Source organism: Snodgrassella sp. W8135, from assembly GCF_016101225.1.
Lineage (GTDB): Bacteria > Pseudomonadota > Gammaproteobacteria > Burkholderiales > Neisseriaceae > Snodgrassella > Snodgrassella alvi.
In genome coordinates, this window is record NZ_JACFQX010000001.1 from 12,112 (window position 1) to 37,776 (window position 25,665).

Sequence of the window (25,665 nt, forward strand, 5' to 3'; positions counted from 1 at the left end):
TTCCTAAAGCTGTATGCAGCGTCCGGCTAATTATTTGCAGCCAATTCTAGGCTGAAACAGTTTTATTTTGTTTTTCAATGAGCTGCCACCAGTTGTTTAGCGAAGGCTGCTGACCCAGTACATCATAGCCAATATTGATGTCATACCGTTTTAGTTCTGCGGCAAACTGCATAATGCGTAAAGAATCCAGACCGTAGAGAATCAGGTTTTCTTCGGGGTTAATGGTTTCTTCCGGTATTTCCAGTAATGTCTGAACTTTTTGTGTCAGCCATGCACGAGTAAGACTATTTATTGACGGCAACAATGCCTCTGTAGTGGTGACCTGCCCGCAACAGCCGGCAACATAATTTAACGCTTGCTGGTGTTGCTCCGCAGAGAAGTCAGCCAGTGCATCAGCTACAAAAAATACCTGAATATCCTGCATAAATGCTTCGGCAGCGGTAAGCATACAGCCGATATGCGCATAAACACCACCGATAATCAGCTGATCACGCTGCCAGTTATACATGTGTGCCAGTAAATCTGAACGCTGAAAAGCGCTATAACGCCATTTGGTCAGTATGGTATCTTCCGGACGTGGTGTCAGGGCATTAACTATTTTCTGCTCTTCAACAGGTGCGGTAGTAATACCCGCACCCCACATATCATTCAGCAGCGCCCGTTGCTGAGGATGCTGCTGATGCGGCTGGGCGGTATACACCACGGGAATCTGTTGCTGAGCCGCCCAGCTGCGCAAACTTTGCAGATTCTTTATCATTGTCCGGATGAGTGTGCTGTCCTGCTGATAAAAATTCAGAAAATAATTCTGCATGTCATGAATTAATAATACAGAGCGTGCAGTATCAGCTTCCCAGTTGGTTTTATTTTGCGGGATTTGTGCCAGAGCAGGCATCGGATAATCATCGATTTGTTTGATAGTCATGCTGTTTCTCGTTTCTCATTCTGATAATTATTCAGGCAGGATTTTGCTGAAAGGTTTCACGTAAGCGTTTTTTATCGGTTTTGCCGACGGCAGTAAGCGGCAGGCTATCAACAATGCATACCTGATCAGGCAGTTTGTAATGAGCAATACCCAGATTGAGCAGATGGCGTTTCAGGCTCAGAGCAGTTAAGTGCTGATTCTGTGACACAATAAATGCACAGCTCTTTTCACCAAAACGTTCATCCGTAATAGCCACCAGTGCGGCTTCGGTAACATCAGGATGGGTAATCATCAGTTTTTCAATTTCTTCAGCAGCAATTTTTTCGCCACCGCGGTTAATCTGATCTTTAACCCGTCCCACCACTTTCAGGTATCCGTTGCTGTTACGCTGTACCAAATCACCTGAATAATAAAAACCTTCTGTATCGAAAGCCTGTGCATTGTGTTCAGGGCTCTGGTAGTAACCGCGAAAGGTATATGGACCGCGTGTTTTCAGCATACCTGTTTCTCCGGCAGGCACTTCGTCACCGTTTTCATCCACCACTTTTACTTCATCATCCGGGCTGATAGGACGCCCCTGAGTGGTGACAATAAGCTCTTCGCTGTCATCCAGCCGCGTATAGTTCACCAGTCCTTCCGCCATCCCGAATACTTGCTGCAACTGACAGCCGAAAACATTTAATACCTGTCGTGCCACTGATTCCGGGAAACTGGCACCGCCTACCTGAATTAATTGTAGTGAGTGCAGCTTTTCCAGTTGCTCAGGTGCCTGCTGTAACCACATAGATACGGCACTGGGTACAAGCGAAGCCATGGTCACCTGATGCTGTTCAATCAGGCTGAAACAGCTCAGAGGTTCGGGGCTTGCCGCCATTACCACACATCCGCCGGCATGAAATACACCCAGAGCGCCGGGTGAGCTCAGCATATAATTATGTGCTGCCGGCATGGCACAGAGTAATCGGGTATGCTGATTCAGAGCGCAGATTTCGGCGCTGGCACGCACGCTGTAATCATAATCATTGTGCGTACGCGGAATGAGTTTCGGCGTACCGGTACTGCCGCCGGAAAGCTGGAAAAAAGCCACTTCATCTGCCGGCGTAGCAGCATAATGGCTGATATCAGAATGCGTAGTGGTATACCAGTCTGGCAGGCTTTCATCATCAGCAAAGGCATTGAGCATTAGAGTTAAAGCCGGCGCCAGCTGTAAAGCAGTCAGTTCATTCAGAAAATCATTTCCGCTGAATACTTCATGATGGCGTGAGGCCACCAGCAGCCGGGGTTTAATCTGGCTGAAAAAACTCTTTAATTCATGCTGACGATGATTAAACAGTGCATTCAAAGGCACAATACCGGCTTTCAGCAGAGCAAAGAAGACAATATAAAATTCGGCAATATTAGGTAGCTGCACCAGTGCAGTATCACCTATACCAAAGCTCCGTGCGCTCAGTCGGGCTGCCAGATTATCGGAAAACTGATTTAACTGCGCATAACTGAAATGCCGTTCACCACAGATAATGGCAGTTGACTGCGGAAACTGTCTGGCTGTTTGTGTCAGCACGCGGGTTAACGGCTGATCCAGCCAGTAACCTTTCTGGCGGTATTTCCGGGCTAAATCTTCAGACCAGTGTGTATAGCTAATCATCTTATCAGCCTTTTTTCTATCTGTTGAACCAGCTGAATCAGACAAAAATATTGATTAATCAAAACAAATTGAATCATCCAACATTTTTCTGATGGTCTGTTCAGGGTTGCTAATTACGGTTTGCTGTAGTGATAAGTTTTAGTTAAATGAAACTGGTAATCATTTTCATTTAACTGTATCATCGTCAAAAATCGTAAATTTGTCAACAGAGTAAAGAAATAATGTGTGAACTTACTCCAATGCAGTCTGCATGCTGGTTTGGGCGTGTGCATGATGCCATGCTCGGTGGTGTGGCTGCGCATCTGTATACCGAATTCAATGGCACTCAGCTGGATTCAGACAGGCTCAGGCAGGCAATTGAATGTCTGTACCGGCGGCATGAATTGTTACGTTTGCAACTGAATGCCGAAGGTGAAGTAAGGATCAGAGATACGCTGCCGCAAAATGTATTGGAAATAGATAATTTTTTACATTTATCTGAGGCACAGCAGCAACAGAAACTTGAAGACAAGCGCCGGCAATGGACACATCAGCAACTTAGTCTGGATGAAGGACAGACAGTGCGTTTTTCTGTCAGCCTTCTGGGTAATCAGGTTTTCCGCCTGCATATAGATGCCGATATGATTGCCATTGATCCTTCCAGTTTCCGGATTCTGATGGAGGATCTGGCTCAGTTTTACGCAGACAGTACCGTCTGTCTGCCTTCACCGCCATCTTTTTATGACTGGCGCAACAGGATTCAGCAGGATCTGTACCAACGCCAACAGCAACAGCGTGCTCGTCAGTGGTGGCTGTCACGCATGGATATTATCGCACCTGCGCCTGCTTTACCTTTAAAGCAACCAACCGCGGCCGGAGCACAAAGCACACGCTTAAGTGCAATTATCGGTGCAGAGCAGGCATTGCTGTTACGCCGGTTTGCCTGTCAGCTGCAGTTAACCTTTTCTGCTCTGATACTGGGGTTGTTTGCCTATACATTGGGCAAAGTCACCCATGATCGTGCTTACCGGCTTAATGTGCCGTTTTTCTGGCGGGAACCGCTTTTGCCTTATATTGACCGGACCATTGGTGATTTTGCCGATTTGGTGCTTTTAAATGTTGATATGACTGAAACGCCTGATCTGGAAATTTTTTGCCGGCGTCTGGCGACTGAATGGCGGCAATGTCTGGATCACCGGCAATTCAGTGGTGTCAATGTAATGCGGCGTTTGTCGCGTCATCATGCTACGCCGCAAATCGCACCGGTAGTATTTACTGCCGCAGTCGATTTACCTGAAAAAAATCTGTTCTCATCCAGGGTACATAAATATTTTGGCAGTATGGACTGGTGTATTTCACAGGGGCCGCAGGTGGCACTGGATGCACAGTTTGTGCAGCTAAATAATGATTTACTCATTAACTGGGATATTCGTCTGGATGCATTAGCCGATACATGGGTAAACGGACTGTTTGAACGTTTTCTGACTCTGCTGAATACATTGATTGCGCAGCCGGAATATTTTTCACGCCCGCTAACTGAATTGAATCAGTACCTGAATATTACGGAACCTGATGAAAAAGCCACGCCTTTAAACGCTCTGCAAAAATCCTATTTGTCCGGCCGAAGTACCGCTTTTGCGCTTGGCGGTGTGGCGATGCAGGAATTTCGCGAATATGCCGGAACACTGGATTTACCCGCATTCAGACAGCGTCTGGCTGATATGGTACAGCATCATGCCAGCCTAAGAACCTATATTGATGTCAGGCGTTGTGTACAGTGGGTAAATCCGCAGGTAATTATTAATTTAACTGAAATCAATCTGTGTGGAGAAGAGCCGGCAGCCGCTACCGAAAAAATTGACAGTTTTCGCCGGCGTTATCAGCAGGAAATATTTGATTTACAGGAATCGCCGTGGGATATCACACTTTTTCAGTTATCCGCACAACAGTTTATTGTCTTTGCGCGCTTTGATGCGCTGATTCTCGACGGACGCTCTATTGCAGCGCTGATGTGTGAGTTATTCACGGATACGGAGCTGAAAGAGGCGCCACTGCTGTCTGAAAACAGGCAGCAACCGGATAGTCAGACTTATAACACAGCACTTGCCTACTGGCAGGCACAGTTGCAGCCTGTTACGAGCATCCCGCAATTACCCTGGAAACAACCTTTAGCGACACTGGAAACTTCACGCTATCAGCGACAAAGCGCCGTATTGCCGGCACAGATATTCGATAAATTATGTCAGTCAGGTTTACGGCAGGGACTTTTTAAAAATTCCTTATTGATGGCGTTGATTCTGGCGGTATTAAATCGCTGGCAGCAGACATCCGGCCTGCTGTCGGCAGCGGTACCGGTTTTGCCGCTGTATAAGGGCGAATTATCCAATCAATCCACTTTTGTTGTGGTCTGCTGGTCATCCGTAACTGGGTTTATTGAACAGGCGGCTAAGTTACAAAAGAATATGCTGGACGGTTTGCAGCATCTGGCCTTTTCCGGTGTGGACTTGGCAAGATTACTATTTGAGCAGCATGGCGAAGCACCGGTTTTACCAATCGTTATTACTAATGGATTATCGTGGCCGGTATTACCGGCGGGTAGCGCAGTTCATTATGTTAACGGGCTAACTCAGACACCACAGGTAGCGATAGATATTCGCTTCATGCTCAGTGATGACGGCGCATTGCTGTTTAATATTGATTTTGCGCAGGCTGCCATTGATGCAGCCATCATTCACGATTTTCTCGCAGTTCTGGTCAGCATCTGTCAGCAACTGGCTGATCAGGGGCTGGAAAATATTGATTCCGTATTAAATCAGACATTATCCGGTATCACAATCAATCCGAATGGGCAGTGTGCTGATGCAGTTATCCGGCAAAGAGAACAATTAGAACGTATTTACCGCGATACGCTGAATATCGAACAAACCATAGTTATTGAACATACCCGGCCATTCAGCCAGCTCGGATTACGTCCTGCGCATGTAAAAGAAATTACCAGCCGGATAAATCACAGTTTCAGACTGACTCTGAATCCGCGCCAGTTAATCGGCTGCCGCAATATGAAGGAAGTAGAACAGCTGATCCGGGCAGAAATGGATTCAGTATAAAAGCATTACATGTTGTAAATATTTAAATGTTTAACTTTTTGTACATAGGGACGGAATAAACATGGATATAAAGCAAACGGATTTGGCAGGTATTGGGATTGGTCCTTTTAATCTGGGGCTGGCGGCATTATTATCTGGTCATTCAGAAGTCAATGCTGTATTTCTGGATAAAACGCCTACTTTTCACTGGCATGCCGGCTTATTATTGCCTGGTACCACATTGCAGGTACCTTTTCTGGCTGATCTGGTTACCATGGCTGATCCGTGTCATCCCTTAAGTTATCTTAATTACCTGTGTCAGCAGGGGCGTCTGTATCAGTTTTATTACTATGACCGTTTTCTGATTCCGCGTCAGGAATATGATGATTATTGCCGCTGGGCAGTACGCCAGTTGCCATCCTGTCATTTCGATGCCTGTGTCAAGGCAGTAAGTTATGATTATCGTCAGGAAAGATTTATTCTCGAAAGTGAATCTGCAGCCGGAGACAGACAGATTTTTTCCAGTAAAGATATTGCTGTCGGTGTGGGTACCCAACCTTACCATCCTGAGTGGCTGAAAAACACCAGCCACCCGCTGATACAGCATTCAGCGCAATTTACCTATATGCAGAAACAATTGCAGGAATGTAAACAGGTTACCGTGGTCGGGGCAGGGCAAAGTGCTGCTGAATGTGTGCTGGCCCTTTATCGCGCATTACAGCCGGAACAAATCCGGGCAGGCGCGTCAATCCGCTGGATTACCCGTTCTGCCGGTTTTCATCCGATGGAGTTTTCCAAACTGGGGCAGGAGTGCTTTACTCCGGTATATATGCATTATTTCCAGACACTGACACCGCAGAAACGGCGTGAAGTCAGTGCCGGTCAGGGGCAGCTTTATAAAGGGATCAGCTTTGCCACCATCGGCGATATTTATGATTTATTGTACGAACGAACCATTGCCGGTGCACCGGCAGGGCTGACACTGTTTTCTAATTGTGACGTGCAGTCGGTAGAAATACTGCCTTCCGGCGTAATTAATATGACCTGTCTGCATACCCAGCTTAATCAGCAACAAACCATTCAGACAGATGCAATTGTGGCAGCCACCGGCTACCATCATCAGTGGCCGCAATGGTTTGAAGAGCTGAAAGGCAGTGTTCTGCAAACAGATGAGCGCAATGACTATCTGGTTAATGAAGACTTTACCGCTGTACGCTGTGATAGTGGTAAAGGGCGGATTTTTATTCAGAATGCCGAAATCGCCAAGCAGGGGGTTGGTTCCCCTGATCTGGGTATGGGCGCAACCAGAAATGGTGTGATTATTAATCAGCTTCTGGGCAGGCAATATTACCGGGTACCGGAATACTCGGCCTTTCAGCAATACGGATTACCGCAATAAACTGCTGCTTATAAAAAATCGCCCGAAAGGGCGATTTTTTAACAGGCCGGAAATTTTTTAAAAATCATACGAACCGGATAAAAGGAAAGTTCTCGGTGCACCTAAAGACAGATTGGACAGGCGCGGCATGCCCCAATATGCTTTGTTGGTTACGTTCTTCACTTCTGCGCGCAACGTAAACGGATGGCCGGATACTTTGGCATTGTAGCGGGCACCAATATCAAATACAGTATGGCCGGGTACCGATAAACTGTTTTCCTGATTCAGATATTGTTTGGATACAGCCGTAGCATTGGCAGAAAGAGTAACAATGCCGGCTGCGGCTTTAATATCCCACTCCGCACCCAGCTTACCCTGTACTTTAGCCACACCCGTAGCAATATTCCCTTCATTGGCATGATTTGCCAGTCTGGTCAGCTCCGGTTTAATGTAGCTGGCACCGCCTATCAGACGTACTGTTTCAATCGGCGAGGCTATAAACGTCCATTCAATACCGCGGTTGCGCTGCTGACCGCCGGATGTAAACTCATTGGTTCTCAGATCAGTATAACTATTGGGTTTTTTAATTTCAAATATGCTTAAAGAATTAACCAGATTGCCGTAATCCCATTTTACTCCCAGCTCAGTCTGCTTGGTTTTATACGGAGCAAACACCTTGGGATAATTAGCTGCTGTAATGGGGGCTGAATTACCCTTGGTCAAACCCTCAATATAATTGCCGTAAAGTGATACATGATCTGTGGCTTTAAACAGAATAGCCACGCCCGGAGTCAATGCGTGTTTTTTGTATTCAGTTAAAACAGGTTTACCCATCAGGCTCAGATTATCACTTTTGACTTCCTGATAGCGCAGACCTAAAGTCAGCTGCAGTTTATCATCCATGAACGACATAATATCGGCCATCCCATAGCTTCTGAGCTGCAGTGAGCTTCTGGAAATTGGCGGAACATCAAAGGGTACAGACTTACCCCATGTCGGATCATACATATTGGTTACCCATGTAGCCCATGGAATACTTCTGACACCAAAATCATGCTGATTATGCTTGTAGTAAGTAGTATTAACTACCCATTGATGATTTACCGGACCAGTATCAAACTGACCTTTAAAGCCCACATCTGCTGATTTCTTGTCCAGATCAAATGCCAGCTGCGCCATTATGGTCTGAATGGTGCCTTTGTTATCCAGTAAATTGGCTGAAGTAGCACCATTGTATTTATAATTGGTTTTACTGCGCCCGAAAGCCGCATAAGCAGTAATATTGTCTGTAATATCAAATTCACCGCGCACCATGGCTCCGCGGTCTTTATTGCTGACATAAGACCAGTCGGGGTTAATCAGCGTTTTCGGATTTGGCGGTGAGGGTACTTTCATATTTTTACCCAGATTGATACCACGTACCACTCCATCCACCTTGTCATTGGCCATATAGATATCGGCAGAAACCCGTGCACGATCGCCGCGCCAGTCCAACCCGACTGAACCGAGCTGGGTTTTCAAGTCCTGTTTTCTTACAGGGCCGGAGCCATCCTGATAAACCCCGTTAACCCGGATCCCGAACTGTTTGTTCTGTCCGAACCGGCGGCTGGCATCAATGGTGCCGCCCCATTGTGAATCAGACATATAGGTAGGCGTTATCCGCAGCAATGGTTCATTACCTGCGCGCTTGGATACCAGATTAACTGTGCCGGCAACAGAACCGGCAGGCGGCATACCGTTTAACAGTGCGGATGGTCCTTTCAATACCTCAATGCGTGAAAACATGGCCGGCGGTGTACGGTAATAGGGGGCAATACCAAATAAACCATTCATCGACATATCGTTGGTGTCGGACTGAAAGCCGCGGATATAGTAATTTTCACTCCAGCCGCCGATAGCGCCATTGGTAAATACCGAAGGGTCAGTAGCAGCAATGACATCAGTGACATTTCTTGCCTGAGAATCCTCAACGAATTTATTGGTATAGCTAACGGTATTAAATGGCGTTTCCATCGCAGTTTTATTGCCAAGAAAACCAAGACGGCTGTCTTTAGCCACAAAACCGCCGGAGTAAGTTGTTTTTCCGCCTGCTTCCACCACCACATCAGCCAGAACAGCTTCACCAGTGGATGGCGTATTCTCGGTAGCTGTTTTTTTCACCGCAGGTTTGGCTTTATCATCAGCCGGTTTCGCATATATAACCGGAGTGTAAAGCAGCATGGCGCTGGCAATACTCAATATCAGCGCTTTGGGTGAGGAAGTGACCGGATGCAGAAAATTTTTGCTTCGGTGTCTGACCGCAGGCAAAGTCTCTTGCCTGCGGTGATGTGCGTGTTTACCCATAGATTTCTCCTTGTTAACTAAACTCACGCAATACATTTAACGGATGGATTTATTGGTAGGGTCTGGTTTTCTTATTTATACAGCTTATTATTCTTATGTCATTGAAACAGAGTTATTGATAGCCTTTCATCACATCCTGCATAAGCAGTCGCATTGAAGTAGGGCTGGCTCCGGTGGTATACCATGCATCGGCATCCACAAAGACTACCCGGTTGTTTTTCCATGCTTTGGTAGCGCGTAATAACGGATTAGTTACCTGTGCAGCGCTAATCACCGGCTGATGCTCCATAACTGAGGTACGGTCAATAATGTACAGAATGTCCGGATCAGCCCGTTTAATAAATTCACTGGAAATCGGCTGTCCGTGCAGGCTGGTGCTGAGATCATTACTGGCCGGTTTGACACCCAGATCACTGAAAACGAAGCCATAGCGTGAATCCACCCCGTAATTACTGAAAGAGCCATTGTTATAGAGTACTACCAGCGCTTTTTCCGGCCGGTCTTTAGTCACGGCACGAACTTTACTGACTTCCGTATCCAGCTCAGCAACCTTGGTGCGGGCTAAATCTTCACGGTTAAAAATCTTACCCAGAGTCAGCAGATGATTTTTAATAGTATCCAGATGCCCGTGTTCGCTGTTATTGAAGTTGATTTCATAATAGAGCGTAGGTGCAATCTGTGTCAGTTCCTGATAATGGTCTTTCTGAATCGGAGTCATTAAAATCAAATCAGGTTTCAGAGTATGGATACGTTCCATATTCGGCTGCACAATGCCGCCTAAATCGGCAATATCATCATGATTCTGTTTGTATTTATCCAGAAAATGCGGAATAAAATCCTTGGGCATTCCGGCAACAGGCACATTTAACTGATCTAGAAAGTCCACTTCATTCATATCCATTGCGGCTACACGCTGTGGAGTGTGATCAATTGTAGTCGTACCAAGCTGATGCCTGATAATAAGCGGCTCAGTACGCTTCTGTACCGCAGGCGAAGACGCAGAAGCCGGCTTTTTATCACAGCCGGATATGGTCACCATTGTTGCTACTGCAATCAGCCCCAGCAGACTGACAGCACATTTTTTGAGTTTCCCGTTCATATTTTACCTTTCGACTTTTGAAAATACTGACAGACATAACCATGTTTATTGTGACTAATTTCAAAATCCAGCTCATACAGTTCACTCAGGCGTTCTTCAGTAATGACTTCCTGAGCAGGACCGCTGAAACTTAACTGTCCCTGTTTTAATGCGACAATATAATCTGAATAATTTGCAGTAAAATTAATATCATGAACCACCATAATGACAGTTTTCCGCTGCTCTTCACTCAGACGCCGGATTGCTGCCATAATTTGTACTGCATGATTCATATCCAGATTGTTTAAAGGTTCATCCAGCAGCAAAATCCTGGTTTCCTGAGCAATAGTCATCGCCAGAAAAGCCATTTGCCGCAGCCCGCCGCTTAATTCATCTATATACACATCACGCAGGGCACTGAGCCCGAGAAAATCGATTGCCTCGTCCATAACCTGATGGTCTCTGGCTGAGAGTATCCCGTGCCCGTAGGGAAAACGGCCGAACGAAACCAGCTCCTTAACCGTCAGCCGCAAACCGAAATAAGGAGATTGCCGTAGCGTTGCGACCAGACGGGCATAATCAGCAATGCGGATGCCGGCAATATCCTGCTTATCAAACAGAATATTGCCTTTAGTCGGCGAAAGCAGCCGTGCCAGAATCATCAGCAGAGTGGATTTCCCTGCACCATTGGGTCCGATCAGCGCAATTACCTGCTGCATTGGCAGCTCCAGATTAATATTGTTCAGCACCGGCCGATGACCATATACTTTGGAAATATTCTGAATAGAAATCATGCCATTCCTCGATGACGGACAATAAGCAGCAGAAAATACACCCCGCAAATCAGATTAATTAAGATACTGACTGTCGTTTTATAATTAAACACATGCTCCACCAGAATCTGAGCAATCAGAAACACCGCAATAGCTACCGCACTGGCAAATAATAGAATCCGTTTATGCTGATAATGGCCGGCGAAGGCATAAGCCATATTGGCAATAAATACCCCCATAAAGGCAGTCGGACCAACCAGACTGGTCGACACAGCGACCAGTACAGCAATCAGACCGAATCCCCAGCGTACATAACGGGCATAATCGACACCAAGAGAAACAGACTGTTCCTCTCCCAGAGCCATCACATCCAGAGTAGTCAGATACGGATATCCCACCAGTCCTACAGCCAGCATGGCGACAAAAGCATATAAAAGCGTCTGCGTTTCGGAATGATTAAAAGATGCATAATTAATTCCCTGAAAAACAGAAAATTCGCCCGGGCTGATTTTGAGCACAATAAACTGCGTTAATGTGGTGATAACCATAGTCAGCACCATACCGAATAAAAGCAATAACCACAGACTGTGGCGTGCACGCGGCAGCAGATAATGATGAATAAGCCACGAATAAAACAGCATTAATCCGACTGAAGCAAAAAAATTCCCGTTCAGCCCCAGCAGCCCCAGACTGCTTTGTCCCAGAAAGAACAGCAGCAAGACCTGCCAGAACAGATATACTGCCTCATAACCCATAATTGCCGGAGTCAGAATCCGGTTAGTTACCAGCGTCTGAAACACCACAGACGAAACCGCAATACAAATACCTGCCAGCAAAATAGTAGCCAGACGCAGTAATCGCTTAGGCAGCACATATTCAAAATCAAGGCCGGAATCAAACAGCATAAAAAATACCGCCAGTCCGGCAATACCGGCGCAAAGCAGCCAGAATTTGCGATTCATCATCGTAGCCCCCGTAAAATCAGCAGCAAAAAGACAATGCCGCCAACCGCACCGGCAGTAAGGCCAATAGGTATTTCAAAGGGGTAGATCAGCAAACGGCCGGTAATATCACATCCCAGCAGCAGGCATGCCCCGCCCAGCGCAACAACGGGTAAAGTTCTGGCTAAATGTTCACCATATTTAATCGCCACCAGATTCGGAATCACCAGACCGATAAAAGGAATAGAACCAACCGTAATCACCGTAGCCGCAACAGTAACTGATACCAGCATCAATCCAATAGCCACAGTCGTTTTATAGCTTACGCCCAGACTGGCAGCCATCTGCTGCCCCATACCCACTACAGTAAACCGGTTGGCAAATACATAACTCAGAATAATTACCGGCACAAGCACATACAGCAATTCATAATGCTCCTGCACCACACGGGAAAAATCACCCAGCAGCCAGCCCTGAACATTTTGTAAAAGATTATTTTTATAGGCATAAAACTCAGCTGCAGCACTTAAAACACAGCCATACATCAGCCCGATTACCGGAATCAGCACAATCTGCTGATAGCGGATTCTGGCAATAATCCAGATGTAAATCAGTCCGGCAACAAAGCAGAACAGCAGAGCTGCCAGCATCTTACTCAGCACACCGGCAGAAGGAAGCAGTACCAGCGAAACCAGAATGCCGAGTTTGGCTGCATCCAGCCCGCCAGCTGTTTCCGGCTCCACAAATTTATTACGGACAATATGTTGCAGAATCACACCACCGATAGAAAGCCCCATACCTGTCAGCACAATCGCAATCAGACGGGGAAAGCGGCTGGCTTTGACAGTTAACCAGTCAGCATCAGAACCGGACAGCAGACCTGTCCATGAAACCGGATCAGTGCCTACCAGCAAAGACACAATACATAAAACAATAAATACACTGATCAGAATACGGTACATCAGTGATATATCCTGCTACAGCAATGACTGATTACAGCCGTTGTCACAAAGTCATCACCATATAAAACCGTAAGCCGGTAAGTTAAATTTTGCTCCGGCATCAGCTGATACAGACTCAGCATTGATTCTCCTCAGGAAAGTGCTCTTTATGTCGATCCGCTGCTTATGCTGCTGTTTTACGGCATAAATCAAAACATTAAATAAAATTAGAAACAATTAAAGTTGATGAAAATGAAAATCAATTGTATTATCATTTTAAATGTATTGTAAAGTATTATTAATAAAAATAAAAATTCTGACTCTGATAAACAGAGCAGACAGATAGCACAAATCTCTTCCAATGTTAATTTAAGTTAACTGGTTAAATAATTATTACCAGAATGAGTGAAGACAGTCAGGAATAACTGATACGGCAAGAGAGGATTAATAATATGTTAACGTTAAATACAGATTCTGCTCCTTCTATCGCAAATGAGCATGAAGAATTTATCTGGATGCAACAATTGCAGGAACCGGAACAGGTGAAATATCAGCTGGCAGTATGGCAGGTAAAACCATATCCGGATTTAACCATACTGCATAAAAGCATTGTGCATTTGCTGGAAATCCATTCAGACTTAAATGTTCGCTATCACTTTACCGATGACGGAGATTTATATAAATATCCCGATACTGATTTCTCAGCTTGTATCCAAACAGAGCAAATACAGGAAAAACAGCTTGTTACCCTTCTGGCGCAACTAATGCAGCAGTCATGGCAGCCGGAAACAACACCCCCCTTTCTGGTTACAGTAATCAGCACAGAAAACAAAGTTTTTCTGGCTTTGCGTTTACATCCGATACTGGCTCAGCAATTTACTCTGGATGATTTAATTCAGGAGGTTCAAGCTGCTTACATCAGCAATACCGGAGCACCTTATCAGCTCGAATTATTGCCTTTAGATTTAACTGTACTGAATATACCGGCAACACTGGCTCAGCCTGCAAATACAGAATCGCTGCCAGACATCATACTGGCAGAATTCAGAAATACACTGGCAGAGCCCGATATGACTGCTGACGATGATTTTTTTGATTTTGGCGGACATTCACTACTGGCAACACGGGTGATAGGTAATTTACAAAAAAATCATGGTATTAAATTGAATTTTAATGATTTTTTTAAATCGCCTACAGCAGGCGCACTGGCAAAAATTGCCCGTCAGCAGCAGCCGGCAGTATCTTCAGCCGAAGTACAGCCGGATCAGAGTGCGCCATTAACACTGGCACAGGATTTTCTATGGCAGGCATACAGTGCCTTTGATTTCAGCCCTATTTACAATTTACCGTTTGCCATCGAATTTCAGCAGCCAGTCAATGAAGAAATCCTGCATCAGGCATTTAATGATTTAATCATACGCCATATCGGCTTGCGTACCCTGTTTAAAACCGATAAACAGCAAACCAGACAATATACAGTTCCCGTAGCCGAACTTAACCAGTATAAATGGTTCTGGGCGGTTAGCGACAGCCATGGAGTAACATTGTCCGGTGAAGCAGCATATAAATTTGATCTGACTCGTGAACTGCCTCTCAGAATCCGGCTGTTAACAGCAGATAACGGCAACACAGTTTTATCGTTTCTGGTACATCACATGGTAATAGATGAATGGTCTTTAAATACCATCATGGCTGATCTGAGCCATGCTTATGCCGCACGGCTGCAAGGACAGGCGCCGGTATGGGCAAATACCGTACCCGCTATTCATGAATTTGCACGCAGACAGCAGCAAAACGGTATTAACCGTCAGCATCTTGACTACTGGCGCAGCCGGTTACAAGGAGCAAAAAAAGGCTTAACCCTGAACACAGACACCATCGCCTTGCCGGAAAATAATGCTCCGCAGGTGAAATGGCTGGAAATCAGATTTGATTCTGCTTTTCATCAGCATATTTCCGCATTTGCCAAACTTCATCATGCTTCAATATTCAGCGTGTTTTATACCGCTATTGCCACCATACTGCAAAAAGAGGGTAATTTAGACGAAATCGTCATCGGCACCTCAGCATCCGGCCGTACTGATCCCAATTATTTTGATACCGTTGGCTACTTCACAACCATGATTGCCCATCGTACCCGTTTTACCCCACAGCAATCATTTACCGCATTGCTGGCAGACACCAGTGAACAAATCAACGAATCCATGGATTATGCCGATATTCCGATTAACTATATTCAGCAAGCTTTGAGTATTCCTGATAACGAAGGATTAATGTTTGATGTTTATATTCACATTCATTCAAACAATGCCTTAAATGGTCAGCTAAGCACAGCCCGGGGTGCCATACCTTACCGGCAGATATTACCGGAGCGCAATGAATCCATGTTTGGGCTGCACTTTGAAATTATGGAAAATCAGATCAACAATCAGTACAGCCTGAGCATGATTATTACCTATCAGGCACATCGTTATCCGACTGTACTGGTCGAGAGAATAGCCACAGAAGTGCAGCAGCTGTTAAATGATCTGGCTAAACAGGCATCGGCATAAAGATTCAGATAAACAAAGTACTTAAAATTTTAAGTACTTTGTTTAATGATTTCCGGCAGATATTATTCAGGCATCCTCCGGCTTATCTCATTCACCACATCCTGTATTGTTTTACAGCGTAGCAAAACAGCCGTATCCAGCCGAATACCAAACTGTTGTGTAAGCTTGTCTGCGAGCATAATTAACTGTTTCAGACGCATACCAGTATTCAGAATTTCAGTTTGTGCAGAAATATTCACAGCATTTTCTGTTGTCTGGGGCAGGCATTCACGAAAAATAGCCAGAATACCATCAGTTACAGCCTGTTCTTGTGTCGCTGTCACTTTGGCCTGTGGCAGCGTAGCCTGATACAGGCGTTCCTGTGCCATCTGCTGTATCAGTTTACGGTCTACTTTAACATTACGGGTTAGCGGAATTTCTTCAATCATCAGCCATCTGGTCGGAATATGTGATTTCGGTAAATCAGCCATCAAGCATGTTTTCAAAGCATTAATATCCGCATCGGGCTGATTAGCCGGCAACGTATACACCGCCACCAGTTCATGCATTTGTGTTACCGGGTGAGTACAGCACACCACCAGACTATCCTGAAAATAGCCGGATTTAGCCAGCGCAGCCTCAACCTCGGCCGCAGAAATCCTCACACCTTTTATTTTCAGATAACCTTCAGTACGTCCTGCAAAAATAATATTGCCATCATCTCGCATATACCCCAAATCACTCATGCGAAAAGCAATTTTTTCTTCATCACATCCCAGAGACACAAAATCCCCGGTTTGCAACTGACCATTGAGCAAATAACCATTAGACAGATTCACACCCGACATATACATTCGCCCCACCTCACCAATAGCACATGGTTGTAACTGCTCATCCAGAATATAATATCGGTTATGTGCCAGTGCTTTACCATAAGGAATCACATCAATATCTTCAGCAGTTATTTCATGCCATATACTCCAGATAGTTGTTTCCGTCGGACCGCCTAACGAAAACAAACGCGCCTGTGGCAGTTGCCGACGCAAAAACTGAATCAGACCCGGCTTAATATAATCACCACCTTGTGCAATCAGGCGCAAAGACTGCAATTGTTCTTTACTGGCAACGCTGCACAGCATATCCACAATAGCCGGAACACTTACCCAGATACTAATATTATAAGCTGTCAGTAACTCAGCCCATGACATTGCATCCTTGGCCTGGGCAGCAGTAGGAATAACCAGAGAAGCACCAAGAGCCATTGCCCCAAAAACATCAAAAACCGACATATCATGATGAAAGGGTGTTACAGCCATCAATACATCATCCTGATCAGCCTGCCACCGGTTGATGGTTTGTCCGAGTACATTGGCAGTAGCCAGATTATTCAGTACCACACATTTCGGCGTTCCCGTACTGCCGGAAGTATATAAATAATAGGCTGCTTCAGTATTCAGCTGATAGCTGCATTCCGGATGATTGAAACCCTGTGCAGTCAGAGCATCATCAATAAGTACATATTGCCGGCCGGTTACCGGCGTTTTGCTAATGACCAGATCCGTCAGACTATTAGACAGTAAATAATCTCGTCTGGCTTCTGGTGCATCCATATCAACCGGTAACCAGATAATACCCGTCAGAGCACAGGCCAGAACCGCATAAACATGCTCAGCACTTTTAGGCAGACAAACTGCCACTACCGCACCGGCACATAATTTTTTTTGTTGCAGCGCAGCCATTACCTGAGCCACATTTTTCCCCAGCTGAACGTAACTGATTGCTTCACCATCATAGAACAAAGCAGTTTTATCTGGCGGATAATCAAACAGATTATGCCGGATAGAATCAAGAAAGCAGAATGCATCTGCCATTATCTTATCGTATTTCCCGCGATACTGAAAACTATCCCGATTAGATTTAAAGTTATCCTGTTGCTGTAATTCAGAGCTGTCAGATTGCATATAAACTTTCTCCCGTTTATTGTTGTCGGCTGCTACTCAAATGAGTAATGACAAAAAAAGAATTTCAAATAAATTACCGCACCGCAAAACATTTTATACAGAGTTAATCTTTTTTAAAAGATAATAATAATTATTTTCATTTATAAGAAAAATTATAATTTCAATTGTTTATCCAGATTATCGATAGTAATTTCGGGCAAATAATCATTCATCAAACTCAGTAGCGCAGCAATTGAACCGGGCACAGCCGGTAATGTTTATATAAAAAGTAATGCCATACGAAAAATAGCACCGGCAGGCACACATTCATCGATTAAATTAAATCATAATAAGAAAGATTTATTAATTAAATTGAATGACAAAATCTGGTTCAGGTATAATGATTTATCGTATTTTTCATAATAGGAAAATCGAAAAACATACCTAAAGTTATATAAAGAGTTATGAGAAGAAATATAAATATGTTTATCATAAAGCAAAGGATAATAAACATATAATTTATATAATGATATTGTTAAGAAAAAATTTCAATATGAAAAAATTTATTTTAAAAATTTCACTAATAATTTTATTATCTGTTAGTACTAATTATGCATATAGTTTTAATAATAGTTATTATAGGTTAATAGAAGACAGATTAACAGAACAGACAACTGAAAAAGAACATATAGAAGAAGTTTTCAGTAATTCAAATTTAATAATGAGTGAAGAAGAAAAAATCTATTTTTTAGGATGTGATTTCGAACATTCAGAAGAAAATAAACAAGAGATCAATAATCGATTAAATAAAAGTGATTTTTTTAGGAACTATAAAAATGAATTAAAAAAATATCATTTGACAGCAAATAACTTTAGTAAACTTTATTATAGAAATAATAATGACTCATTAGAAAATAATAGTGATTCATCAGACCTATGTAACGAATACAGTAATATTAATATTATACTGCTTGATAATAATGAATTGATGATACCTTATAAAAATCAATTGGTTTTCTTGCATCGTTTATCTAATGAGGATGAAAAAAAACTCAATGATTTTTATAACAATGAGAAATGCCTAGACATGCAAGAGAAAGAAGGAATGGTATTTATTAATGTTTGCTATTATCAAAACATGTCAATTTTAGATGTATATAATGCAATGAGTACAGATCCAGCATATATTTTTAGGGAGAAAATTGGAATAGGTGAAAATCGATCGGTAACTTATGAAGATAAGGCAGTTGATGTTGAGTATAAATGGAAAGGAAAGAATAAGTTAGAAATAATACAGCATTTTGAAGGCGGAGAGGCGTCTTACATTTTTAAACACAAAAAAAATGGGACAAAATTGACAACTATTGATTGTCCTGATTAATAAATAGATCATATCCGAGTCGTAACTATCTCCTGAAATAGTACAGTATAAAAGTAGAAAATTCTCTATGATATTTTTAAGAAAAATTTCAATATAAAAAAATTATCAATATATTGAGTTTTATTAAGTTTAAAAATCAGAAACGGGAACTTAGGTTAAAAGACTTGGCTGTCGTAAAATGTATACAAATGTATATTTTTAATAAATGACTGGACAATTATACAGAGATAGAGCTATGTGATTAAATACATAGTACGATGTTTTAGCCAAATTTCAATTGATGCTAACTATTATCCACATCGCTCATATTTTCAATACCATGCTATAAAGAAAGTTGAGAAAATTAACGCATGAAATACTTAATTTATCCAATTATTATCTGTTTTATCGTATTTGGGAATGTTAGCAATGCAATTGCAAATATTTCTAATGAAATTGCAAATACTAAAGAAATCGAACTCAAGCATTATAAAAAAATAAATTTACCTTATTCCTCTGCTGAATTAGAAAAATACTATTATTGGGGAGAAAATGGATTGCAATTGTCTCCTGATATGCCGTTTCCCCTCAGGTTCACTAACAAGGAGTTTTCATATAAACCTAAATTATTTGATTATCTCGCTAAAACGACATTCTATTTTCCTCTTTGTTATTTTTATTATAAAAATATTTTATATAAAGGCGTTATACAGATGGCGATAAGTGATAATGATGAAAAAATTTTTACTTTTCAAGTATATAGTTATAATGATCAAGGGGGGGTTATTGATGCAATATTACTTTATAAAGTTCAGAGAGGTGAAATATCATACTGGAATGACTTTATAATAAACCCAAATGGAAAAATTTTGATAACACAATATCAGCAAGTAAACCTTTTTGAAGATGATGAAGAGCCAAAAGATAATCAAATCGAGACCAAAATTGTAGAATTTCAAATGACGCCTTCTGGTATTTTTAACTCAGTAGAGAAGTAGATCATGAAAAAAACAATATATATAGCTGTAATAATAAATTTGTTTATTTATAATAGCTACGCAGAGCAATTTAATGTGGCAGAAAATTATAAAGGTAAATCTGATATTCAGTCATTAGATCTAATTCAACTAGAAAAAGATTGCACTGAACAAATTGATTTTTGGCAAATGACCAATTCTGAACGTGAAAAGATAAGAAAAAATTGTCCAATTAATCAAATTGCTTTCTACTTTCAGAATTTATATGAAACCATTAACAATAAAAAAAATATTTATAATTCTGAGAAGTTAAATCTTATTATTGAAAAAAACATTTCTACCAAAATAATTAATAATACTAAATACCCCGTAAAAGCGCTCAATTTATCCATGTTTAATAAAACAAAATTTATGGATAAAATTAATTTAGCCAAGAGTTATTATGATGTGGATGGTTATTATTGGTTAATCAATCAATATTATTACATTAGTGATGACGGAGATATTTATACATCATTATTAAAAGATATAGATGTTGATGTGAAGCCTATATTTTGGAAACATTATCAAATAGACAAAAAAAATTTTCATTTTAATCTTATAGATCTGCTGATCGATGATGGATATAAATATGAAATTATTTATCCAGATCATTTCAGAATTCTTGAGGGCTCATTAAAAGAAACACCTTATGAAATTGATAAAGTAAAAACATGCTATCAAAAAGAATATACGACAGGATGTAGTATTGATTCGTATCGGTTTTACCATAATATTTTATCTGAAAAAATTGAGATGTTGAAAGAAAAAGATACAAATAATAAAGAATCAATAGAAATAATCGATAAGCAAATTAATAAAAAGTGTTTATCAATATCAGAACCAAATGATCATTTTGAAGCAGAAAAATTTACTTACAACATAACAAAATGTTTAACCAGGCAATTAAAGAAAAAAATTAAAAAAATCGATCAAAGATTAGAGGTTTTATGATCTGAATTTTATGCATACTCAAAAGTTAATTATTAACTACAATAATTGAATAAAAAATCATTACTGGTTTTCGTACCCAAAAATAATAGAAAATATATGATGAATTTTTACAATTTAGTCATTTAATTATTGCAATTAATAAAAAATACAGAACAGGGACTATTCTTACTATTTGCGAAGGGTTAATAATTTAAATAAATAAATTATTTATATCTATTCCTATCCATGATAATTCCTCTGGATCTACATATCTATTCTGAGGATCAGAACATCATTGCGGTAGTAACCACTTATCAGCGTAATAATATAAGACAGATATAATCTGTTTTTGTATTTCTTTTAATGCTTTTTTATTTTTACAATCGTTAATTTTATAAATATCCGATCACTACAATTCAATAAAACATAATTTATACATGACTCATAAATCATTAACCCATCCTCAGAGATATCAGCATCGAACTTATTTACAGTCACTGATGGGTTTTTATGTTTGAATAAATACATTATTATCTTTTATCAAGTATTCGTTACCATTAAAATTGGCAATGATTTATAAATTCTCTTTAAGTCTAAATATTTTGTATTTATTAGATTTTCCGTTTAATGCAGAAGAGGCAATAGTATTAATTGCCATAAACCAGAAAAAATGCGTTAGTGACAATACTGCTAACTTCGTTTTCATTAATTAACGGGACAATTTCATTTTTTGGTGTCGTCATATAAGGATTTAGGTATTAAATAGTATTTTGTATTAGATACACTAACTTGCTACCAGCATCAGAAATAACCCTCATACCTATTTATCGTAATCTGTACAGAAACCGATTTGCAGTATAAATATTTTTTAGCATAATTTAGTCACACCTAAAAATATCAGGCTTTAGTATAGTTCCGGGCAGTGAACAGAAACGATATTTGCCAGACATTAAATCGTTCATATACCTATGCGCTAAGTACAGAAAAACTGTAGCATTAGCTAGTGGAGATTAACGCCGTCAGATATGTTCAATAATTTTTTTAATGTATCGTAATCGTTGATCTTGAGGTTTTGAGGAGAAACGTTATCCAGCACTTTTGGTTTTTTTGGTTTTTGATTTTTTTCTGGGTTAATGTAAGCATAAACTTTTTTACCATCTGTAAAAAAGTAAAAGTAATCTATCTCTGCAAGGGGACCGCTGGTATCACAATCATGTATAATATCGACGATTGATCCTAGAAAAATCGGAATATCTTGAAATTTATCGGTATCGAGTTGTCGCTCGTTAATAAAAATCTGCTTCTCTTTGATTTTAATATAATCTGTTGTAGTAAGTCGGGAATAATCATGAGGGGCTATTTTTTCAAGTCTGAGAGGATCTTCTTTAAGACTGTATTGTTGCTGATTGTCAAAGAAGACTGAAAATAAAGGCCGGTGTAGTTCTCTTGGATTTTTAACATTCGATAGATCAATTGATTTATCTTTGTATAAACTATCTCCGTAGCACGGATCAGGAGGAGCTGTTTCATGGCGTATAAAATCATAAAGATCACCATTGTCAGCATAAACTTTATTATGATATACATATAAATCTTTGTACGCATTCAGGTAGGTCGCTTTGACTGGTGTAAAAGAATCTCCTATTCTAAGCCATATCAGCCCATCCTTTGTATCCATAGAATCACCTGACTGACTAGGATGCATTTCTGCTTTAGTAAATCCATCATATTTATTTTGCAGATTGAATTTTTCGGTAATATCTTTGTATCTTAAACCTGGATCAAATTTAGTCAGATAAAATGTATCATCATCATATAAGTAATGCTCTCTCTCATCATAAGATGACTGAAAAAAATGTGTTTGTGAGGGTGTGAGATGCGGAATTTTTTCTAATTTATCCCTTCGATTATCAAAGATATACACAGCATTATCATCTTTTAATAATACTTCATCACGAAAGTTGGTAATGATTTCCCAATTTCCTTGATGCGAAATTTTTTCTAGTTTATTATCCCTACTATAGTATACATACACATAATTATCATTTTCTAACAAATATTTATAGCCACCAAAGTCGAAAATGATTTCCATATTTCCTTTGAGCTCAGGTATTTTTTGTTTATAAGTTTCTTCCCATACTGCATAATAAGACGCATAATACCAATTGTCAGAAACCAGGAAAAAATGGTTAGCGACTGCTTTGCTAACCTCGTTTTCACTAAATAATGGCGTAAATTTATTTTCTTCGGCGTACTTTAAGGATTTAGGTATAAAATAATAATTTCCACTGGATAATATAAGTATATTTTTATTATCATCAGAAATAACTCGCATGCCTTTATCTGTAATATCCTTCAGGCGTACTTTTGATTGGGATACATAACTAATCTCGTTGCGATCCTTAACTGTTTCTTGCAGATATATACCGTCTTCTTCAACCAATAAATTGTAATGAGAAGAGTTTGTATCTGTATAACAATAACTTGCTTTTGCAAAGTCAATGAATACCAGATAGAAAATGAGTAGTATAATCTGCTGAATAAGATGTTTCATTGTCAATAATTTTTAAAATTATTAATATTAAATTAAATCATAACAAAATAAGATAAGAATATAAAGGACTGTTTTTATCTTAGCTTTAAAATATACAAAATTGCTTTATGTTCTACCGATAATTTGCTTTTATTCAAGATAGATAGCTTTATAGTTAAACTATAGTTCTAAATGTTCTGCGCAGGGCGGAAAACTGATTTCCGGTATAATTATTTATTGATTTAACAAAACTTAGTCGTTTCTTAAAATATCAGGCTTTGGTGCAGTTCCGGCCAATGAACAGAAACGATATTTGCTATATATTAAATCGTTCATATCATGTTTGTCGAGATATAGAAAAACTGTGTCATCAGCCAGTATGGATTGGTGCTTTCGGATCTTTTTAAAACGAATCGTTTTCCTTTGCTGGAGGTACCAATATGTTCAATAATTTTTTTAATGTATTGTAATCGTTTACCTTGAGATTTCGAGGAGAAATGTTATCCAGCACTTTTGATTTTTGATTTTTTTCAGGATTAATATAAGCATAAACTTTTTTACTATCTGTAAAAAAGTAATCTTTTGCCTTGAGATTTCGACGAGAAACGTTATGCAACACTTTTGGTTTTTGATTTTCTCCAGGATTGATATAAGCATAAACTTTTTTACCATCTGTAAAAAAGTAATAGTAGTCCTCTTTAGAATCGTATGTTTCGTCGTGATAATATTCATGCATAATACGAACACATGGACTTATAATATCGACAATTGATCCCAGAAAAATCGGAGCATCTTGAAATTTATCGGTATTGAGTTGTTGCCCGTCAATAAAAATTCGCTTCTCTCTGATTTCAATATGATCTTTTGTAGTAAGTAGTTTGAGATAGGCAGAAGGCTCTTTTTTTTCTAGTCTTCGTGAATTTTTTTCAAGACTATAGTATTGTTGATTGTCAAAGAACTCTGAACCTGATGAAATTCTGTGTAGTTCACCAGGATTTTTGACATTTGATATATCAATTGATCCATCTCTATAGCTCGGATCAGAAGGAGCAGCTTCATCTTGAAGAGCCCAATTACGGCTATATACTTTGTTATGATAGACATATAAATCTTTGTACGCATTCAGATAGGTCGCTTTAACTGGTTTAAAAGAATTAAATATTTTAATCCATATCAGTCCATCCTTTGTATCCATAGAATCACCTGACCAATTAGTGTGCATCTCTGCTTTAGTAAACCCATTATACTTACCTTGCAGATTGAACTCTTCGGTAATGTCTGTGTATTTATAGTCTTTATCAATCAGATAAAATGTATCATCGTCATACAAGTAGTAAATTTTTGGATGGGAATGATGTGTCTGAAAAAAATGTGTTTGTGAAGGTGTGAGATGAGGAATTTTTTCAAGTTTATTCTTACTTATATCGTAGACATACACTGCGTTATCATCTTTTAATATAATTTGATAACCCTCATCATCTTTTAATACAATAGACCAAAAATGATTAAACCTTCCCAAATATTTATTATTTACTACGGCTACGGCAATGATTTCTAAATTTCCTTTAAGTTCAGGTATTTTTTGTTTATAGGATTCTCCATCTAACGCATAAGAGGCATAATACCAATTACCAGAAACCAGAAAAAATTTGTTAGAAACAATTTTACTAACCTCATTTTCATTAAATAATGAGGTAATTTTATATTGATTGATGGTTCTATATAAGTGTTTAGGTATAAAAAAGTATTTTGCATTAGATAATACAAGTATCCTGTCACCATCATCAGAAATAATCCGGGCGCTTTTATCTGTAATCTCCTTTAAGCGTATTTTTGATTGTGATATGTAACTAATTTTGTTCTCAGCTTTCATTGTTTCTTGCAGATATATGCCGTCCTTTTCAACCAACAAATCATAATAAGGAGAGTCGGTGTGACAAACACTTGTTTGACTTGCTTGTACAAAGTCAATGAATACCAGGTAGAAAATAAGTAATATAATCTGCTGAATAAGATGTTTCATTGTCAATAATTTTAAAATTATTAATATTAAATAATAGCAAAATAAGATAAAAATATGAAGGATTGTTTTTATCTTAGCTTTATAATATACAAAACAGTTTTATGTTATATTGATAATTTTCTTGTATTCAAGATAGATAGTTTTATAGGTAAGCTATAGTTCTAATTGTCCTACGCTTGGCGGAAACCGGTTTTCGGTATAAGTATTTATTTAATATAATTTAGCCACACCTAAAAATATTAG

The 25,665-nt window shown here is 40.1% G+C and carries 16 protein-coding genes; 6 read left to right on the forward strand and 10 right to left on the reverse strand.

Features of this window, described 5'->3' with window-relative positions; genetic code table 11:
• Positions 1 to 46: 46 nt before the first annotated feature.
• Entirely contained in the window at positions 47 to 922 is an 876-nt protein-coding gene (locus H3T75_RS00050; RefSeq protein ID WP_198210707.1) for an isochorismatase family protein, read from the reverse strand.
• A 31-nt stretch (positions 923 to 953) separates the two neighbouring features.
• Positions 954 to 2,567 (reverse strand): (2,3-dihydroxybenzoyl)adenylate synthase, encoded by a 1,614-nt coding sequence (locus H3T75_RS00055; protein ID WP_198210708.1) that lies wholly within the window; start codon positions 2,565 to 2,567, stop codon positions 954 to 956.
• A gap of 221 nt (positions 2,568 to 2,788) precedes the next feature.
• Here H3T75_RS00055 and H3T75_RS00060 point away from each other — a divergent pair, with 221 nt between their 5' ends.
• Positions 2,789 to 5,653 carry a condensation domain-containing protein gene (locus H3T75_RS00060; protein ID WP_198210709.1) on the forward strand — a complete coding sequence of 955 codons (2,865 nt, stop codon included), beginning with the start codon at positions 2,789 to 2,791 and terminating at the stop codon, positions 5,651 to 5,653.
• A gap of 61 nt (positions 5,654 to 5,714) precedes the next feature.
• Positions 5,715 to 7,031: a putative histamine N-monooxygenase gene (basC, locus tag H3T75_RS00065; RefSeq protein WP_198210710.1), complete on the forward strand. Its 1,317-nt coding sequence runs from the start codon at positions 5,715 to 5,717 to the stop codon at positions 7,029 to 7,031.
• Positions 7,032 to 7,088: 57 nt separating this feature from the next.
• On the opposite strand, the gene H3T75_RS00070 is transcribed toward basC, so the two are convergent.
• From H3T75_RS00070 to H3T75_RS00090, 5 genes are all read right to left on the reverse strand, one after another.
• Complete coding sequence (locus H3T75_RS00070; protein ID WP_198210711.1) at positions 7,089 to 9,353, reverse strand: TonB-dependent siderophore receptor; 2,265 nt, start codon at positions 9,351 to 9,353, stop codon at positions 7,089 to 7,091.
• Positions 9,354 to 9,465: 112 nt separating this feature from the next.
• Complete coding sequence (locus tag H3T75_RS00075) at positions 9,466 to 10,452, reverse strand: siderophore ABC transporter substrate-binding protein (protein WP_198210712.1); 987 nt, start codon at positions 10,450 to 10,452, stop codon at positions 9,466 to 9,468.
• A complete protein-coding gene (locus H3T75_RS00080; RefSeq protein WP_198210713.1) occupies positions 10,449 to 11,225 on the reverse strand; it encodes an ABC transporter ATP-binding protein in 777 nt (258 codons plus the stop codon). Before H3T75_RS00080 ends, H3T75_RS00075 begins: the two co-directional genes overlap by 4 nt.
• Positions 11,222 to 12,169, reverse strand: coding sequence for an iron chelate uptake ABC transporter family permease subunit (locus H3T75_RS00085; protein WP_078474416.1), 948 nt, complete (start codon positions 12,167 to 12,169; stop codon positions 11,222 to 11,224). Before H3T75_RS00085 ends, H3T75_RS00080 begins: the two co-directional genes overlap by 4 nt.
• Complete coding sequence (locus H3T75_RS00090; protein ID WP_198210714.1) at positions 12,166 to 13,107, reverse strand: ABC transporter permease; 942 nt, start codon at positions 13,105 to 13,107, stop codon at positions 12,166 to 12,168. The genes H3T75_RS00085 and H3T75_RS00090 overlap by 4 nt, the downstream gene beginning before the upstream one ends.
• A gap of 431 nt (positions 13,108 to 13,538) precedes the next feature.
• Here H3T75_RS00090 and H3T75_RS00095 point away from each other — a divergent pair, with 431 nt between their 5' ends.
• Entirely contained in the window at positions 13,539 to 15,638 is a 2,100-nt protein-coding gene (locus H3T75_RS00095) for a condensation domain-containing protein (protein WP_198210715.1), read from the forward strand.
• Between the two features lie 62 nt (positions 15,639 to 15,700).
• On the opposite strand, the gene H3T75_RS00100 is transcribed toward H3T75_RS00095, so the two are convergent.
• Complete coding sequence (locus H3T75_RS00100) at positions 15,701 to 17,578, reverse strand: AMP-binding protein (RefSeq protein WP_198210716.1); 1,878 nt, start codon at positions 17,576 to 17,578, stop codon at positions 15,701 to 15,703.
• Between the two features lie 532 nt (positions 17,579 to 18,110).
• Between H3T75_RS00100 and H3T75_RS00105 the strand changes: the two genes are divergently transcribed.
• From H3T75_RS00105 to H3T75_RS00115, 3 genes are all read left to right on the forward strand, one after another.
• Entirely contained in the window at positions 18,111 to 18,938 is an 828-nt protein-coding gene (locus H3T75_RS00105; RefSeq protein WP_143557974.1) for a hypothetical protein, read from the forward strand.
• 350 nt (positions 18,939 to 19,288) lie between these two features.
• Entirely contained in the window at positions 19,289 to 19,915 is a 627-nt protein-coding gene (locus tag H3T75_RS00110; protein ID WP_084550672.1) for a hypothetical protein, read from the forward strand.
• Positions 19,916 to 19,918: 3 nt separating this feature from the next.
• The gene (locus H3T75_RS00115) at positions 19,919 to 20,887 is read left to right on the forward strand and encodes a hypothetical protein (RefSeq protein WP_078474961.1); all 969 of its coding nucleotides are present in this window, start codon (positions 19,919 to 19,921) and stop codon (positions 20,885 to 20,887) included.
• A gap of 979 nt (positions 20,888 to 21,866) precedes the next feature.
• Here H3T75_RS00115 and H3T75_RS00120 read toward each other — a convergent pair.
• Positions 21,867 to 23,420 carry a hypothetical protein gene (locus H3T75_RS00120; protein WP_198210717.1) on the reverse strand — a complete coding sequence of 518 codons (1,554 nt, stop codon included), beginning with the start codon at positions 23,418 to 23,420 and terminating at the stop codon, positions 21,867 to 21,869.
• Between the two features lie 382 nt (positions 23,421 to 23,802).
• Positions 23,803 to 25,422 carry a hypothetical protein gene (locus H3T75_RS00125; protein ID WP_198210718.1) on the reverse strand — a complete coding sequence of 540 codons (1,620 nt, stop codon included), beginning with the start codon at positions 25,420 to 25,422 and terminating at the stop codon, positions 23,803 to 23,805.
• Positions 25,423 to 25,665: the final 243 nt, after the last annotated feature.

Excerpts from the sequence above, each read along its gene's own strand:
- H3T75_RS00050 (WP_198210707.1), bottom strand. The coding sequence starts at position 922 with ATGACTATCAAACAAATCGATGATTATCCGATGCCTGCTCTGGCACAA.
- H3T75_RS00115 (WP_078474961.1), top strand. The coding sequence starts at position 19,919 with ATGAAAAAAACAATATATATAGCTGTAATAATAAATTTGTTTATTTAT.
- H3T75_RS00125 (WP_198210718.1), bottom strand. The coding sequence starts at position 25,422 with ATGAAACATCTTATTCAGCAGATTATATTACTTATTTTCTACCTGGTA.
- H3T75_RS00110 (WP_084550672.1), top strand. The coding sequence starts at position 19,289 with ATGAAATACTTAATTTATCCAATTATTATCTGTTTTATCGTATTTGGG.
- H3T75_RS00120 (WP_198210717.1), bottom strand. The coding sequence starts at position 23,420 with ATGAAACATCTTATTCAGCAGATTATACTACTCATTTTCTATCTGGTA.
- H3T75_RS00080 (WP_198210713.1), bottom strand. The coding sequence starts at position 11,225 with ATGATTTCTATTCAGAATATTTCCAAAGTATATGGTCATCGGCCGGTG.
- H3T75_RS00070 (WP_198210711.1), bottom strand. The coding sequence starts at position 9,353 with ATGGGTAAACACGCACATCACCGCAGGCAAGAGACTTTGCCTGCGGTC.
- basC (WP_198210710.1), top strand. The coding sequence starts at position 5,715 with ATGGATATAAAGCAAACGGATTTGGCAGGTATTGGGATTGGTCCTTTT.
- H3T75_RS00075 (WP_198210712.1), bottom strand. The coding sequence starts at position 10,452 with ATGAACGGGAAACTCAAAAAATGTGCTGTCAGTCTGCTGGGGCTGATT.
- H3T75_RS00100 (WP_198210716.1), bottom strand. The coding sequence starts at position 17,578 with ATGCAATCTGACAGCTCTGAATTACAGCAACAGGATAACTTTAAATCT.
- H3T75_RS00090 (WP_198210714.1), bottom strand. The coding sequence starts at position 13,107 with ATGTACCGTATTCTGATCAGTGTATTTATTGTTTTATGTATTGTGTCT.
- H3T75_RS00095 (WP_198210715.1), top strand. The coding sequence starts at position 13,539 with ATGTTAACGTTAAATACAGATTCTGCTCCTTCTATCGCAAATGAGCAT.
- H3T75_RS00105 (WP_143557974.1), top strand. The coding sequence starts at position 18,111 with ATGAAAAAATTTATTTTAAAAATTTCACTAATAATTTTATTATCTGTT.
- H3T75_RS00085 (WP_078474416.1), bottom strand. The coding sequence starts at position 12,169 with ATGATGAATCGCAAATTCTGGCTGCTTTGCGCCGGTATTGCCGGACTG.
- H3T75_RS00060 (WP_198210709.1), top strand. The coding sequence starts at position 2,789 with ATGTGTGAACTTACTCCAATGCAGTCTGCATGCTGGTTTGGGCGTGTG.
- H3T75_RS00055 (WP_198210708.1), bottom strand. The coding sequence starts at position 2,567 with ATGATTAGCTATACACACTGGTCTGAAGATTTAGCCCGGAAATACCGC.